This is a genomic window from Microbacterium sp. NPDC057658 (assembly GCF_042799975.1).
Classification (GTDB): Bacteria; Actinomycetota; Actinomycetes; order Actinomycetales; family Microbacteriaceae; genus Microbacterium.
In genome coordinates, this window is the sequence record NZ_JBHVHT010000001.1 from 962,317 (window position 1) to 977,130 (window position 14,814).

The following is a 14,814-nucleotide window of genomic DNA, read 5'->3' on the forward strand; positions in this document are numbered from 1 at the left end:
GCATGACCGACCACCGCATCCTCGTCATCGGCGACAGCTACATGACCGCCGAGGTCTTCACCCGCGCCTTCCGGGAGCGGGGGATCGAGACCGACGCGGTCACGATGACGATCGCGGAGCCCACCTGGAACACCGCCGCGATCCGCGAGTTCGAGGGCGATCCGGCCGAGGTCGCCCGGCTCGCCGCGGGGTATGACGTCGTCGCCTTCCATGCCGCCCCCGTCACCGCCGAGGTCATCGCGGCCCTGCCCGACCTCCGCCTCCTCGGCTGCGCGCGGGGCGGCCCCGTGAACGTCGACCTCGACGCGGCCCGCGGAGCCGGCGTCCGCGTGACGACCACGCCGGGCAAGAACGCCGACGCCGTCGCGGATCTCACCATCGGCTTCCTCATCTCCCTGGTGCGCAACGTGCCGGCCTCCCTTCGGGACGTGGACGACCGGGTGGCGGACGGGCGTGCGCTCGCCGAGTCGACGTTCGAGGGCGCCCGGTGGTTCGGACGCGAGGTCAAGGGGCTGCGCCTCGGGCTCATCGGCTACGGCAACGTCGCCCGGTTGGTCGCGGCGCGAGCTCGCGCCCTCGGGGCCGTCATCACGGCGTACGACCCCTTCGTCGATCCCGAGACGGTGACCGATGCGACGATCGTGGGCGACCTCGACGCGCTGCTCTCCGCCAGCGACGTCGTCAGCGTGCACGCCAGGGCGACCGCGGAGAACCGGCACCTGATCGGCCGGGCGCAGATCGAGCGGATGCCGCGCGGCGCGTTCCTCATCAACACCGCCCGCGAGTCGCTCGTCGACGAGCACGCACTGCTGGACGGGCTGCGTTCCGGACAGCTCGCCGGCGTCGCCCTCGACGTCAACGAGCCCGACGGGCCGTGGCGCGAGCTCGTCGCGGAGCCGAACCTGGTCCTCACCCCCCACCTCGCCGGAGCGACACACGAGACGCTCGCCCGCGGTGCGGACATGCTCGCCGCGGAAGTCGAGCGGTTCCTGGCAGGAGGTGATCTGCGATGGGAGCGCTGACCGACGTCTTCCTGGCGATCGACGCCGGGACCGGCTCCGCACGCGCCCTCGCCTTCGACATCGAGGGCCGGCTCGTGACCCACGCCGCCCGGGAGTGGACCCACCGCGCGATCCCGGGCCACCCCGGTGGCACGGCCTTCGACACCGCGAACGGCTGGGAGGCCATCGCCGGCGCGGTCGCCGAGGTCGTCGCGCGGCTGGACGGCCGCCGCGTCGCCGCCGTCGCTGCCTCCAGCATGCGCGAGGGCTTCGTGCTGTTCGACGAGGCCGGCACGGAGATCTGGGCCTGCCCGAACACGGACGGTCGGGCCCGCGCCGAGGCGGACGAGCTCGTGGCGGAGGGCACAGCCGACGAGATCTACCGCACCGCCGGGGACTGGGTGTCGATCACCGCACCGGCTCGGCTGCGCTGGATCGCGCGCCACCAGCCGGAGGTCCTCTCCCGTGCGCGCCACCTCGGCATGCTGAGCGACTGGGTCACCACCCGGCTCACCGGCGTCTTCGTCACCGAGCCGACCTGCGGGTCGAGCTCCGCCCTCTTCGACCTCCGCGCGCGCGGATGGTCCGCCGACCTCGCGGATCTCGTCGGCATCGACCGGCGCATCCTGCCCCCGGTCGTCGCGGCCGGCGAGGTCGTCGGCGCTGTGACCCCCGAAGCCGCGACCGCGACGGGGCTGCCCGTCGGCACCCCGGTCGTCGCCGGCGGGGCGGACACGCAGCTCGCCCTCCACGGCATCGCGGCGCGAGAGGGGACTCCGACGATCGTCGCCGGGACGTTCTGGCAGACGACGGCCGTCGTCGCGGAGCCCCTCGTCGACCCGGATCGTCGTCTGCGCACCCTCTGCCACGTCGACCCCGGCACCTGGATGATCGAGGGCATCGGCTTCCTCTCGGGACTCGCCATGCGCTGGTTCCGGGACGCGATGTGCCCCGACGCGGCGGCGCTCGGACGCGCGGAGGGCCGCTCCGCCTTCCGCATCATGGAGGAGTGGGCCGCGGAGGTCCCGGTCGGCGCGAACGGCGTGGTCGCCACGATGGCGAACGTCATGCAGGCCGACGCGTGGCACCACGCCGCGCCCGCGTTCGTCGGATTCGACATCAACGACGCCGCCGGATCGTCCCGCGGGGCGTTCATCCGGGCGATCGAGGAGTCCGCGGCCATCGTCGCCGGCGCGCACCTGGAGATCCTCTCCGCCCTCACCGCGGGCCGCGCGGTCGCGGACGGCACCGTGACGTTCACCGGCGGGTCGAGTGCGGGAGCGCTGTGGCCGCGGATCATCGCCGGCGTCACCGGCCTGGACACGCGCGTCACCCCCGCCCCCGAGGCCACGTCGTACGGTGCCGCCCGCCTGGCCGCTGCCGGTGTCGGCGCCACGCTCCCGCCCATGGGCGACGCCGAGCGGGTCGAACGGGTCGATCCCGCCGAGCACGAGCAGTACCGCGCGGTCACCGAGCGCTGGCACCGCGTCTACCGCGACGTCCTGGCGATCTCGAGCCCCGACCTCCCTCCGCTCTTCACCCCGCCGGGGGCGGCCCGCGGCCCCCTCGACCCCTCCACCCCCCGCCTCTCGCCCGTCGGCCACGCCGGCTGACGACAACACGAAGGAGACCTCCATGGCAGACCTCGACGGCAACGCCGACGCCAAGCAGTTCCACGTCGGGACGCCCGGCGTCCGGTTCACGCAGAACATCCGTGGCGCCGCCAACCTCGACTGGGGCATGCAGAACCGCCTGTCACGAATCCTCGATCCGGAGACCGGGCGCACGGTCATGCTCGCCTTCGACCACGGCTACTTCCAGGGGCCGACGTCGGGACTCGAGCGCATCGACCTCAACATCGCGCCGCTCGCCGCGCAGGCGGACGCGCTGATGGGCACGAGAGGCGCGCTGCGCACCTCCCTCCCGCCGGCGACGCGTGCCGGGCTCGTGCTGCGCGCCTCCGGGGGCCCCTCGATCCTCAAGGACCTCTCGGACGAGTACACGGCGATGGCGATGGAGGACGCGGTCCGTCTCAACGCCGATGCCGTGGCCGTGCAGGTCTTCGTCGGCGGGGAGCACGAGAGCCGCAGCATCCGCAACCTCACCACCCTCGTCGATCAGGGGTACGCGGCCGGGATCCCCGTGCTCGGCGTGACCGCGGTGGGCAAGGAGCTGGTCCGCGACGCCCGCTACCTCGGACTCGCGACCCGCATAATCGCCGAGCTCGGCGCGCAGCTGGTCAAGACCTACTACTGCGAGAAGGGCTTCGAGGACGTGGTGGCCGGATGCCCCGTCCCGGTCATCATGGCGGGCGGCAAGAAGCTCCCGGAGCTCGACGCGCTCACCATGGCCTCCCGTGCCGTGCGGGCCGGGGCGGCCGGCGTCGACATGGGTCGCAACATCTTCCAGAGCGCGGCCCCCGCCGCGATGATGACCGCCGTCCGCGCCGTCGTACACGACGACCTCGACCCCGCCGACGCCTACGAGCTGTTCCGCGCGGCCACCGAGGCCCCGGTGCCCGCATGAGCGCCGACGTGCTGCGGACCGCCGATGCCGAGCTGCGGTTCGGCGACTGGGGTCCGGGATACCTCGCCCAGGGGGAGGACGCGGCGTTCGGCGTCGTCGTGCTCCGCCCGGGGGACGAGTTCGCGAATCACCTCCACGAGCACCACACGGAGTCCTTCGTCGTGATCGAGGGCCGCGCGGAGATCTGGCTGGACCGCGACACGTGCCGGGTCGTCTCCGCCGGCGACGTGCTGCGGGCCGAGCCGCACGAGGAGCACTTCGTCCGCAACCCCTTCGACGAGACCTTCCGTGCGGTCTTCGTCAAGACCCCCTGGGTGGACGGCGACAAGGTCGACCGCCCCTGGACGCCGGGCCCTCGATCCGGCGACTGACGTTCCCCCCCTCACCCGAGAAGAACCACCGAAAGGACACCACCATGAGCAGGCAACGACGCCCCTCTCCGACCGCGCGCCTCGTGCGCCGTGCCCTTCCCGTCATCGCCGTGGCATCCACGGCGGGCCTCGTGCTCGCCGGCTGCGGCGGGGACGCGGGAGGCGCCTCCGGCGACGGAGGCGACAAGACCCTGAAGGTCCTCATCGCCGCACCCCAGGAGGGTGCCGGTGCCATCCTCGAGGAGGACTTCGAGGCCGAGACCGGCGTCGAGGTCGAGGTCGAGGTCGTCCCCTACGACCAGATCCAGACCAAGGCGATCCTCGACGCGCAGTCCGGCACCAACAACTACGACGTCATCCAGTACTGGTACACGTCGGTCGGTGCCCTCGCCGACGCCGGGGCGCTCGCCGACATCACGGACTGGGTCGAGTCCGACGAGGACATCGACTCCAGCGACTTCATCGAGGCGATCTTCGGACCGTACTCGCAGTACGAGGGCGCCACCTACGGTCTGCCCATCGACGGCGACACGCACGTGCTCTTCTACAACAAGGCGATCTTCGAGCGGAACGGCGTCGAGGTCCCGACCACGTGGGACGAGTACGTCGAGGTCTCGAAGAAGATCACCGACGCCGAGAAGGCGAACGGCGTCTACGGCAACGCGCTGCTCGGCTCGAAGAGCGCGTTCAACATTGGGTCGACGTTCTTCAACCGGCTCGCGACGATGTCGCCCGACCCGATCGACCCGCAGATGCCGCAGCTCGACACCGAGTACGCGGTGGCCGCCGCGCAGTCGATGCTCGACGCCTCGCCGTCGGCCCTCCCCAGTCCGCTGGAGATCGGATTCGAGCAGGCGCTGCCGCAGTTCCTGTCCGGGTCGGTCGGGATGATCGAGTTCTGGACCGACCTGGGCGTGTTCGCGCAGGACCCGGAGCAGTCGAAGATCGTCGACGGCTGGGGCGTCGCCCCGCTGCCGGTGGGCCCCGAGGGCAAGGTCTCCGGAGCGCTCAACGCGGGATGGGCGATGGGTATCAGCCCCAACGCGAGCGACGAGGACCTCGCGAAGCAGTTCGTCGCGTTCGCCTCGTCGAAGGAGACGAACGAGAAGCTCATCACGACGACCGGCTCCGGTGTCGACCCCACCCGCACCTCCACGCTGGAGAGTCCGGAGTACGTCGAGTTCGCCCCCGAGGTCTCGGCGGTCGCCGCCGAGGTGCTGCCCAACGCGCAGTCCTGGCCGACCTCGCCGCAGGCGCCGGAGATGATCCAGTCGCTCAGCGACAACCTGGCGCTGATGCTGCAGGGCGGCCTCACCGCCGAACAGGCGATGCAGAACACCTGGGACACCTGGCAGTCCCTGGCCGACTGATCCCCTCGTCGAACCCGAAAGGACCGCTCATGTCGCACCCCGTCACCTCCCGGCGCCGCGCCCGACGCGCGTCGTGGACGGGACGCGCCCTGCTCGCGCCCGCCGTCATCGCGATCGTCATCATCGCGATCTACCCGCTCGGCTACATCATCGCCGCCTCCTTCTCGGAGTCGTCGCTGGGCCGGCCGTTCACCGAATGGGTCGGGTTCGACAACTTCGCGGCACTGCTGGGGGACGGGGTCACCCTCCCGTCCCTCGGCAGGTCGCTGCTCTTCGCCATCCCCTCCGCCCTGATCGCGCTCGTGGCAGGGTTGGTCGTCGCCCTGTCGCTGGACGCCGCGGTCAAGGGCGGCCGCGTCATCCGGGTGCTGCTCCTGCTGCCGCTGATGACACCGCCGGTGATGGCGGGCGTCATCTGGAAGCTCATGCTGGCCCCGACCGGGGGACTGCTCAACAACATCGGGCAGTCGTTCGCGCCCGGGTCCGAGCCGTTCCTGTTCCTCGGCTCCAGCCCCGCGGCGATGATCTCCGTGATCCTGGTGGACGCCTGGCAGTGGACGCCGTTCTGCGTGCTGCTCGTGTTCGCCGCGCTGCAGACCCTGCCGACCGAGGTGTACGAGGCCTCCCAGGTCGACGGTGCCGGGGTGTGGCAGACGTTCTGGCGCATCACGTTCCCGCTCGTGCTCCCGAGCCTCATCACCGTGCTGCTGCTCAAGCTCGTCGTCTCGTTCAAGGTCTTCGACCTCGTGTTCATCATGACCAGCGGCGGGCCGGGCTTCGACACCACCGTCAGCAGCTACCAGATCTATCGGACCGGGCTGCAGACGTTCGACGTCGGCGCCGCCGCCGCGCAGACCATCGCCTTCCTGGTGCTGGTCACCATCGTCATCCTGCCGCTCAACGCCGTGCGGCAGCGGCTGCACAGAGAGGGCTGACCATGTCGCTCACACTCCGCTCCACGGATCGGGTCGACGAGAGCGCGACCGTCACGCTGGTGGTCCCCGACGCCCGCCGTCGCCAACGGCGCCGTCGGACCGCGAGCATCTCCCGACCCGGACGGCCGTCCGTCACCGTCACGGCGGTGAAGGCTGCCGTGATCGTCGTCGCGATCGTCCTCGCGCTGTTGCCCGTGCTGTACATGGTGAGCATGTCGTTCAAGAGCCCGGACGACATCCTGTCGACCCGGATCCTCCCGTCCCGCCTTGCGTTCGAGAACTGGGTGGCCGCGTTCGAGAACTGGCCCATCCTCACCTACCTCCGCAACTCGATCGGGGCGGCGGTCGGGGCGGTGGTCGTCTCGCTGCTCGTGGCGATCCCGGCGAACTACGCGATGGCCCGGTTGCGTGCCGGCGGGAAGCAGACCCTCGGGCTCATCGTCTCGGCGTACGTCGCCCCGCCGATCGTGGCGATCATCCCGCTCTTCGTCCTGGTGCGCACCGCGGGGCTCATGGACTCGGTGATCGGGCTGGGCATCGTCGAGGGTCTGCTGCTCACGCCGGTGGCGGTGTGGCTGCTCGACGGGTTCTTCCGCTCGATCCCGTTCGAGGTCGACGAGGCGGCGCAGATCGACGGATGCGGTCCGCTACGCACCCTCTGGGCGGTGATCCTGCCGCTCACGGCCCCGGGCATCGTGGCGGTGTCGATCATCGTCTTCATCCTCGCGTACAACGACTTCCTCATCCCGCTGCTGCTCACCCAGAGCGTCGACTCCCAGACGCTCCCCGTGGGCATCGCGCTCATGCAGGGCGGTCGAGAGGTGATGTTCGGGCAGATGGCCGCCGCGAGCCTCTCCGGGCTGATCCCGATCTACCTGCTGGCGCTGTTCCTGCAGAAGTGGCTCGTCGGCGGGCTCACGCAGGGCAGTGTGAAGTGAGGTCAGCGGGCACAACTTCGGAGATTCCCGACGACGCGCCGGGGCGGCCTCTTCCGCCCCGGCGTGTCGTGCCCTGTCTCCGAAGCTGTGCCCGGCCTCAGGCGAGGGGCTCGGCGGCGGCCTCGCGGGCGGCCTTCGAGGCGGGGGAGGCGGCGCCGATCTTCCAGTAGCCGCAGAAGCTGACGGCGTTCTTGTCGACGCTGCGCTCGCCGACGAGCTGCTTGCGGACGCCGGAGGCCAGGGACTGCTCGCCGGCCGCGTACGCGTGGAACGGAGCATCGGGCAGAGCGGTGCGAGCGAGGGCGTCCAGGGCGAGAACCCCGGGCGGGATCTCGTGCGGCCGTACGATCCACACCACGTCGAGCCCCGACGGATGCGCGAACTCCAGGGCGTCCTCCGCGGACGGGACCTCGATGATCGCTGTGCCCGCGGCGTCGGCCGGCAGGGAGGCGCTGATCGACGCGATCGCGGGAAGGGCGGTCTCGTCGCCCACGAGCACCACCCGGTCGGTGCCCCGTTCGGGGTTGAATGTCAGGCCCTCGTCGATGATGAGGACGTGCTCGCCGGGGGCGCAGGTCTCCGCCCATCGGGAGGCCGGACCGGCGGTGCCGTCGGCCGCCGAGCCGTGCAGCACGAAGTCGACGTCGAGCTCGGCGCCGGTCTCGGGCGTGGCCGGGCGGTACGCGCGCACGGTGTAGTTGCGCATCACGGGGCGCTCGCCGTCGGGGATGCGGAGGAACTTCAGATACCCGAACATCCGGTTCGCCTTGGCGGGCACCCGCTCCAGTCCGGCCTCCCCGCCGATCGGCAGGAACAGCCGGAACCACTGGTCGTAGCCCATCGGACGGAAGCGGTCGATCTCGCCGCCGCCCAGGGTCACCCGCACCCAGTGCGGCGCGAGCCGTTCGGTGCGGAGCACAGTGAGGTGCAGGAGCTCGGCCGTCTCCGGCTTGACCATCTTGCTGAATGCCATGCGGGCGCCTTTCAGGGGAGCTGCCAGGGGAAGAAGAGGACGAAGATCGCGGCCGATACGGCGAGCATGACCACGGTGAAGACGGTGTCCCTCGTGCGGAACGGCACGAGGTGCCGCTCGGTCCGTGTCGGATGCGCACCGAACGCCCGGGAGTCCATCGCGAGGGCGACGCGCTCCGCATGCCGGATGGCACCCGCGAGCAGGGGGACGATGTACCCCCAGCCGCGGGCGATCCGTGCGAAGGGGCCGCGGCCGCCGTGGTAACCGCGCACCCGGTGCGCGGCGCGGATGACGGCGAGCTCGTGCCCGAACCGGGGCACGAAGCGGAAGGCGGCCAGGGCCGTGTACCCGATGCGGTACGGCACGCGCAGCTGCTGCACGCTCGCACGCACGAGATCGGAGCCGCTGGTGGTGAGGCCGCCGACGAGCGCGAGCGCGACGATCGATCCGAGCCGGAGCGCCGTGGCGAAGCCGATGAGGAGGGCGCCGCCGTAGAGGGTCCAGTCGCCGATCGTCACGACGGGGGTGGTGTCGGCGACCAGGGCCGCGTCGACCCACAGCGAGAAGCCGACGCCGATCGCGACCATGCCCGCGGGCAGACCGAGCAGGAGCAGCGCGAGGAGGCGCCCCGTCACCCGCGCCCCGACGAGGATGAGGGCGTAAGCGAGCACGAGGAAGGCGGCGGGGGTGGCCAGGTCCCGCACGAAGACGAGGAGCAGCATGGCGGGGGCGAACCCGGCGACCTTCGCCAGCGGGTTGAGGCCGTAGAGGAACTGCCGCCGCGAGGTGGCCGTGAGCGGCGCGTACGGATCGAGCGTGGTCATCGTCATGGCGACACCTCCCACCCGGCTGCGGTGAGCACACGCTGCAACGCGGGGACGCGCAGGCCGGCGGAGGGGAGGATCGCGGGATCGGCGAACAGTGCCGCCGTCGGACCGGCGGCCCGCACCCGCCCGTCGGCGAGGACGACCGTGTCGGTGGCGTGCTCGGCGACGAGCTGCAGGTCGTGCGTGACGATGACCACGGTCGTGCCGTCCGCCCGCAGGCTCTCCAGCAGGTGCAGGAGCTCGGCGGCCCTGGCCCGGTCCTGTCCGAACGTGGGCTCGTCGAGGGCGAGGACGGGGGGACGGGTGATGAGGGCGGTGCCCACCGAGAGCCGTCGCTTCTCGCCGCCGGAGAGGAGGAACGGATGCACGTCGGCCTTGTGCGTCAGCCCGAACCGCTCCAGCATCTCCGCCACCCGCGTGCGGACCTCGTCGTCCGGTACCTGGCGCAGCCGGAGCCCGTGGGCGAGCTCGTCGAACACGGTGGCGGCGATGAACTGGTGCTCCGGGTTCTGGAACACGAAGCCGATGCGCGCCGCGAGCTCCCGAGGCGAGGCCGTCCCTGGGTCGATGCCGTCGACGGAGACCCGACCTCTCGGCGGCGGCACGACCCCGGCGAGAGCCTGGATCAGCGTCGTCTTGCCCGCCCCGTTCGCCCCGACGATCGCGGTGAGGCTCCCGGCGGCGATGTCGAGGTCGACCCCGTGCAGGATCTCGGTGCGGCGCCGGGTCACGGTCAGGCCGCGGGCCCGGATGATGGGCTCCCGGTCGGCGGGGCGAGGGTCGCCGACCGGCACCGAGGACGCGGCGCCGGGGCCGGGAGGCAGTGCGGCGGCCAGCGCCTCGGGCGTCAGCGGCAGCGGGTCGAGGACGATCCCCCGGTCGCGGAGGCGGAGCGCGGCGAGCGTCGCGGCGGGCAGCCAGACCCCCATCGCCACGAGCTCGTCGGCGTGCGCGCGGATGGTCTCGGCCGCCGGACCGTCGAAGACCACCCGGCCCTCGCGGTCGAGCACGATGGTGCGCGTGACGAAGCGCATCGCGGCGTCGAGGTTGTGCTCGACGAGGAGGATGGCCCGGTCTCCGGCGGCCACGACCTCGGTCAGCGCCGCGTACACGTCGTCGATCCCCTGCGGGTCGAGGTTCGCGGTCGGTTCGTCCAGCACGATGAGAGGAGAGCCCATCGCGAGGGCGCAGGCGATGGCGAGACGCTGCCGCCCGCCGCCGGACAGGTGGTCGGGGTTGTCGTTGCGGCGCTCCCACAGGCCGACGCGCCGCAGCGCCTCCTCCACGCGGACGCGCACGGCCTCCACCGGGAGCAGGAGGTTCTCCGGGCCGAAGGCCACCTCGTCGTACACCGTCCCCGTGACGATCTGCGCGTCCGGATCCTGGAAGACCATGGCGACGTGCGTGCTGAGCGTCGCGGTGTGCGCGGTGGTGGTGCCGATGCCGCCGGCCTCGACGGTGCCGGTCATCGTCGCGGGGAGCGCGTGCGGGATGAGCCCGTTGAGGGCGAGCGTGAGCGTCGACTTCCCGGAACCGGACGGGCCGAGCAGCAGCACGACCTCGCCGGGATCGATGTCGAAGGTCACGTCACGGGGCGACGGGTGCGCGGCGTCCGCGTGGGTGAGGGTCAGCTCGCGCACGCGGAGGAGGGGTGCGGATGGGCGCACGGCACGTCCCTGGTTCGACGGAGGGTGTGACTCTAACTTAGCTGAGCCTTACCTGTGCTGCCAGCGGGGCCCGTGCGCGATCAGCGGCGCGCGACCCCGGCGGTGCGCAGCGCCGAACCGATGGCGAGACCGATCGCCGTCCAGGCCACCGGACCGAGGACGGAGATCGTCAGGTACAGCAGCTGAGCCCACAGCGGCATGACCGCGAGGTTCGCCGCGAAGAACACCGCCACCGCCACGACGATGCCGATCACGACCGCCGAGACGAAGAACCGCCAGGCGCCCCAGGAGCGATACCGGGTGAGGGCGGCGACACCCTCCTGGATGAGGCCGAAGAGCAGCGCGGTGCCGATGAACCGCAGCGACCACGCCGGGTTGAAGGCGCTCGCGATGAGGGCGGCGAACACGTGCGTGATGAGCGCCACGAACGGCAGCCGCAGCACCTCCTGCGCGATGATGCCCGGCAGCACGTGCGAGCCCAGCACGAGGCCGTAGAGGAACAGCAGCGGGCTGGCCAGGAGGAGGGGAGTGACCCATCCGGCGATGCCGCCGAGGATGCCCGTGGCGACACCGATCGCCGCGCAGATCAGCAGCACTCTGGTCGACAGGACGGAGGTTCGGGCCACGTCTCCAGCCTACTGGCGACATTCGGAGAGTCGGCCGCCGTCCATCCTGACCGATCGGCACGATCGAGGGCGACCATCGTTCAGTTCTCGATCCGGCGCCGAACGGCGGGGCTATCGTGAGCCGCGGTGCGGCGACGACGCGGCATCGGGATCATCGGATCATCAGGAGCGAGATATGGGTCGAACACCCCTTCGGATCGCAGCAGCCACCACCCTGGCGACGCTGTTCATCGCATCGACGGCAACCGCAGGCCACGCAGCGACCGGGGAGGTGACGCACCCCGTTCCGGTCGCGGGGACCCCCGGGCACTACATCGTGATCATGAAGGCCGATCCCCTCGCCAGCTACGAAGGCGACGTCAAGGGCCTCAAGGCGACGAAGCCCGACGAGGGCGAGCAGCTCGAGACGCAGTCGCAGGACGCGCAGCGCTACGTCAAGCACCTCGAGTCCGAGCAGAGCAGCCTCATCAACGATGTCGGCGTCACCCCGGACACGACCTACCAGGTGGTGCTCAACGGTTTCAGCGCCGACCTCTCGGGTGAGCAGGTGGACCAGCTCCGCGCCTCGAAGGACGTCCTCGGGGTGTATCCCGACGAGATCCGTCACCCCGACGCGCAGACCTCGACCGACTACCTCGGCCTCGGCGACGACCGCAAGGGCCGCGGTGGGGTGTGGCAGCAGACCGGAGGCGTGAAGAAGGCGGGCGAGGGCGTCGTGGTCGGCGTGATCGACACCGGCATCGCGCCCGAGCACCCCTCGTTCGAGGGCAAGAAGCTCAAGCAGCAGAAGAAGCAGAACAGCCGGCACAAGGGCACGGACCCGTACACCGACGGCACCTACGTCTACTTCGACAAGTCCGACGGCGGACAGTTCCGCGGCGCGATGGTCGATGGTCAGGACTGGGACGAGCGCGACTACTCGACGAAGCTCATCGGCGGGCAGTACTTCTTCGCGGGAGCCCAGGCGGCCGGGTTCGACTTCCAGTACGACTACCTCTCCCCGCGCGACGGCGACGGTCACGGCTCGCACACGGCGAGCACCGCCGCAGGCAACTTCGGAGTGGACGCCGAGGTCGAGGGTGTCGACTTCGGAACGGTCTCCGGTGTCGCCCCCGGGGCGAAGGTCGCGGCCTACAAGGCCTGCTACGTCGGCCCGGACACGACCGTGACGACGGATGACATCTGCGCCCTGAGCGACCTCGTGGCCGCGATCGATCAGGCCGTGGCGGACGGTGTCGACGTGATCAACTACTCGATCGGCGGCGGCGCCGCGAGCACCGTGATGGCTCCCGAAGACCTCGCGTTCCTCAACGCCGCGGCCGCCGGTGTCTTCGTCGCGACCAGCGCCGGCAACGACGGCCCCGATCCGGTCACCGCCGACCACGCCTCGCCGTGGTACACGACGGTCGCCGCCTCCACCATTCCGACGTGGGAGGGCACCGTGCAGTTCGACGGCTTCGAGCAGGCCGGGGCCTCGGTGACCGTCCCGTTCGGTGAGAGCGTCTCCGGTCCCTCCATCGCCGCTGCGGATGCCGCGGCCTCCGGTGCGGCGGATGCGCAGCTGTGCCTGCCGGGCACCCTCGACCCGGCGAAGGTCGCCGGACACATCGTCGTCTGCGACCGCGGCGGCAACGCCCGCGCGGAGAAGTCCCAGGTCGTGAAGGACGCCGGGGGCATCGGCATGGTCCTGGTGAACGTGCCCGGCGGCGCGGATTCCCTCGACAACGACTTCCACGCGGTGCCGACCGTGCACCTGAACGCCGTGCACCGTGCGGCCGTGCTCGCCTACGTGCAGGGCGGCGTCGATCGGCCGATCACCCTCGTCGGTGAGAACACCACCGGTGTGACCACGCCGACCCCGCAGATCGCGGGCTTCTCGAGCCGCGGACCGGTCCTCGCCGACGGCACCGACGTCCTCAAGCCGGACATCGCCGCACCGGGAGTGGCGATCCTCGCCGCCACGCACAACGCCCCGGGTGAGGACCCGACCTTCGGCATCCTCTCCGGGACGTCGATGGCCTCCCCGCACATCGCCGGCCTCGGTGCGCTGTACCTCGGGGAGCACCCGCGGGCGACCCCGGGCGAGATCCGTTCGGCCCTGATGACGACCGCCTCCGACACCGTGCTCCCCGACGGCTCGAAGAACACGAACCCGTTCGAACAGGGTGCCGGACAGGTCGATGCGACGCGGTTCCTGAACCCCGGTCTGCTCTACCTGAACGGCTTCAAGGACTGGGCGGCGTTCCTCGACGGGAAGGGGCTGTCGGACTTCCCCGGCATCGACCCCATCGACGGCAGCGATCTGAACCAGGCATCGATCTCGATCGGGTCCCTGGCCAGCGCGCAGACCGTCACCCGCTCGGTCACCTCGACCGAGAAGGGCGTGTTCACGGCGAAGGCCTCCGTCCCCGGCGTGAACGTCACCGTCACGCCGTCCCAGCTCTCCTTCGACAAGCCGGGGCAGACGAAGACCTTCACGGTCACGTTCGACAGCACCACCGCGCCGGTCGAGCAGTGGGCCACGGGTTCGCTCACCTGGACGAGCAAGAAGAACACGGTGCGCTCGCCGATCGCGGTCTTCCCGGTCACGGCGGATGCTCCGGCCGAGATCACCGGCAGCGGCGTCGACGGCAGCACGACCGTCGACATCACCCCCGGCCTCGACGGCGATCTGGCGCTGGGCGTCTCGGGTCTCACGCCGTTCCAGCTCCTCAGCGACCCGGACAACCCCGTCGAGGGGCACTCGGGCAACGAGAACTCGGGCGACGCGAACAAGGACGTGTCCTGGATCGTCGACGTGCCGGAGGGCGCCACGCTCTCGCGCTTCGACCTCGACTCGTCCGACGACGAGGGCAGTGACCTCGACCTCACCGTCTACCGGGTCGTGGGCCCCGACGACCTGCGGTACTACGAGCGCTGGCAGTCGGCGACGGGCTCGGCCGACGAGCAGGTGACGATCCCCGCACCGACCGCGGGCACCTACCTCGTCGTCGCCAACGTGTACGCGACCACCGGGCCGATGACGTGGGACATGACCCACGCCTCCGTGCTGCCGGACGGGGAGGGGTCGTTCACCGCGACGCCGAACCCGATCGCCGCGGTCCGCGGGGAGAAGACGAGCTACGAGCTGAGCTGGACCGGTCTGACCGCCGGGACCCGCTACCTCGGACTCGTCCAGTACGGCGACTCGGCCGTGCGCACCGTGGTGACGGTCACGACGCCCGCGGATGCCGCGCCGACGCCGACTCCCGCGCCGAAGCCGTCGCCGACTCCCGAGCCGACGCCGACGCCGGATCCGACCCCGACGCCGGGGCCGACTCCGGAGCCGACCGCGCCTCCGGAGACCGACGCCCCCGGGTGATCCGGAAACGGTTGCACGACCCGGTCACGGCCGCACGAGGGAATCCCTCGTGCGGCCGTGCCGTCGTCTCCGGGTCGTGCAGACGTGCCGGGCGCAGATCGTCCGGCCCTCCGTTCGTCGCATGGCCCCCGCCGCTCGTCGCAGCGTCCTCGGATCCGGGCATGACGGCGGGGCGCACTCCCTACCGTGGGGAGACGCAATGATGCGCCCCCAGAGGAG

At 71.3% G+C, this 14,814-nt stretch carries 12 protein-coding genes; 8 read left to right on the forward strand and 4 right to left on the reverse strand.

Annotation, left to right across the window (positions count from 1 at the left end):
• Positions 1–2 precede the first annotated feature (2 nt).
• The 7 genes from ACFU8V_RS04570 to ACFU8V_RS04600 are packed head-to-tail and all read left to right on the forward strand — an operon-like array spanning position 3 to position 7,141.
• The gene (locus ACFU8V_RS04570) at positions 3–1,022 is read left to right on the forward strand and encodes an NAD(P)-dependent oxidoreductase (protein WP_378869352.1); all 1,020 of its coding nucleotides are present in this window, start codon (positions 3–5) and stop codon (positions 1,020–1,022) included.
• Positions 1,010–2,614 carry an FGGY family carbohydrate kinase gene (locus tag ACFU8V_RS04575; RefSeq protein WP_378869355.1) on the forward strand — a complete coding sequence of 535 codons (1,605 nt, stop codon included), beginning with the start codon at positions 1,010–1,012 and terminating at the stop codon, positions 2,612–2,614. Before ACFU8V_RS04570 ends, ACFU8V_RS04575 begins: the two co-directional genes overlap by 13 nt.
• 22 nt (positions 2,615–2,636) lie before the next feature.
• The gene (gene lsrF, locus ACFU8V_RS04580; protein WP_280569097.1) at positions 2,637–3,527 is read left to right on the forward strand and encodes a 3-hydroxy-5-phosphonooxypentane-2,4-dione thiolase; all 891 of its coding nucleotides are present in this window, start codon (positions 2,637–2,639) and stop codon (positions 3,525–3,527) included.
• The gene (locus ACFU8V_RS04585) at positions 3,524–3,898 is read left to right on the forward strand and encodes a cupin domain-containing protein (protein ID WP_378869358.1); all 375 of its coding nucleotides are present in this window, start codon (positions 3,524–3,526) and stop codon (positions 3,896–3,898) included. Before lsrF ends, ACFU8V_RS04585 begins: the two co-directional genes overlap by 4 nt.
• Positions 3,899–3,942: 44 nt before the next feature.
• Complete coding sequence (locus ACFU8V_RS04590; RefSeq protein WP_378869361.1) at positions 3,943–5,268, forward strand: extracellular solute-binding protein; 1,326 nt, start codon at positions 3,943–3,945, stop codon at positions 5,266–5,268.
• Between the two features lie 29 nt (positions 5,269–5,297).
• Positions 5,298–6,203, forward strand: coding sequence for a carbohydrate ABC transporter permease (locus ACFU8V_RS04595; RefSeq protein WP_249520591.1), 906 nt, complete (start codon positions 5,298–5,300; stop codon positions 6,201–6,203).
• 2 nt (positions 6,204–6,205) lie between these two features.
• Positions 6,206–7,141 (forward strand): carbohydrate ABC transporter permease, encoded by a 936-nt coding sequence (locus tag ACFU8V_RS04600; protein ID WP_378869365.1) that lies wholly within the window; start codon positions 6,206–6,208, stop codon positions 7,139–7,141.
• A 97-nt stretch (positions 7,142–7,238) separates the two neighbouring features.
• Here the strand turns inward: ACFU8V_RS04600 and ACFU8V_RS04605 are convergent, their stop codons facing one another.
• The 4 genes from ACFU8V_RS04605 to ACFU8V_RS04620 all read right to left on the reverse strand — a co-directional run bounded on the left by ACFU8V_RS04605 (position 7,239) and on the right by ACFU8V_RS04620 (position 11,234).
• Positions 7,239–8,114, reverse strand: a complete 876-nt coding sequence (locus ACFU8V_RS04605) for a siderophore-interacting protein (protein ID WP_085604858.1) — start codon at positions 8,112–8,114, stop codon at positions 7,239–7,241.
• A gap of 11 nt (positions 8,115–8,125) precedes the next feature.
• On the reverse strand, positions 8,126–8,944 hold the full coding sequence (locus ACFU8V_RS04610; protein ID WP_249520590.1) for an energy-coupling factor transporter transmembrane component T: 819 nt from the start codon (positions 8,942–8,944) through the stop codon (positions 8,126–8,128).
• Entirely contained in the window at positions 8,941–10,608 is a 1,668-nt protein-coding gene (locus ACFU8V_RS04615; RefSeq protein ID WP_378869370.1) for an ABC transporter ATP-binding protein, read from the reverse strand. Before ACFU8V_RS04615 ends, ACFU8V_RS04610 begins: the two co-directional genes overlap by 4 nt.
• 80 nt (positions 10,609–10,688) lie before the next feature.
• Positions 10,689–11,234, reverse strand: a complete 546-nt coding sequence (locus ACFU8V_RS04620) for an ECF transporter S component (RefSeq protein WP_249520588.1) — start codon at positions 11,232–11,234, stop codon at positions 10,689–10,691.
• A gap of 175 nt (positions 11,235–11,409) precedes the next feature.
• Here ACFU8V_RS04620 and ACFU8V_RS04625 point away from each other — a divergent pair, with 175 nt between their 5' ends.
• Positions 11,410–14,595 carry a S8 family serine peptidase gene (locus ACFU8V_RS04625; RefSeq protein ID WP_378869373.1) on the forward strand — a complete coding sequence of 1,062 codons (3,186 nt, stop codon included), beginning with the start codon at positions 11,410–11,412 and terminating at the stop codon, positions 14,593–14,595.
• The last annotated feature ends 219 nt before the right edge of the window (positions 14,596–14,814 follow it).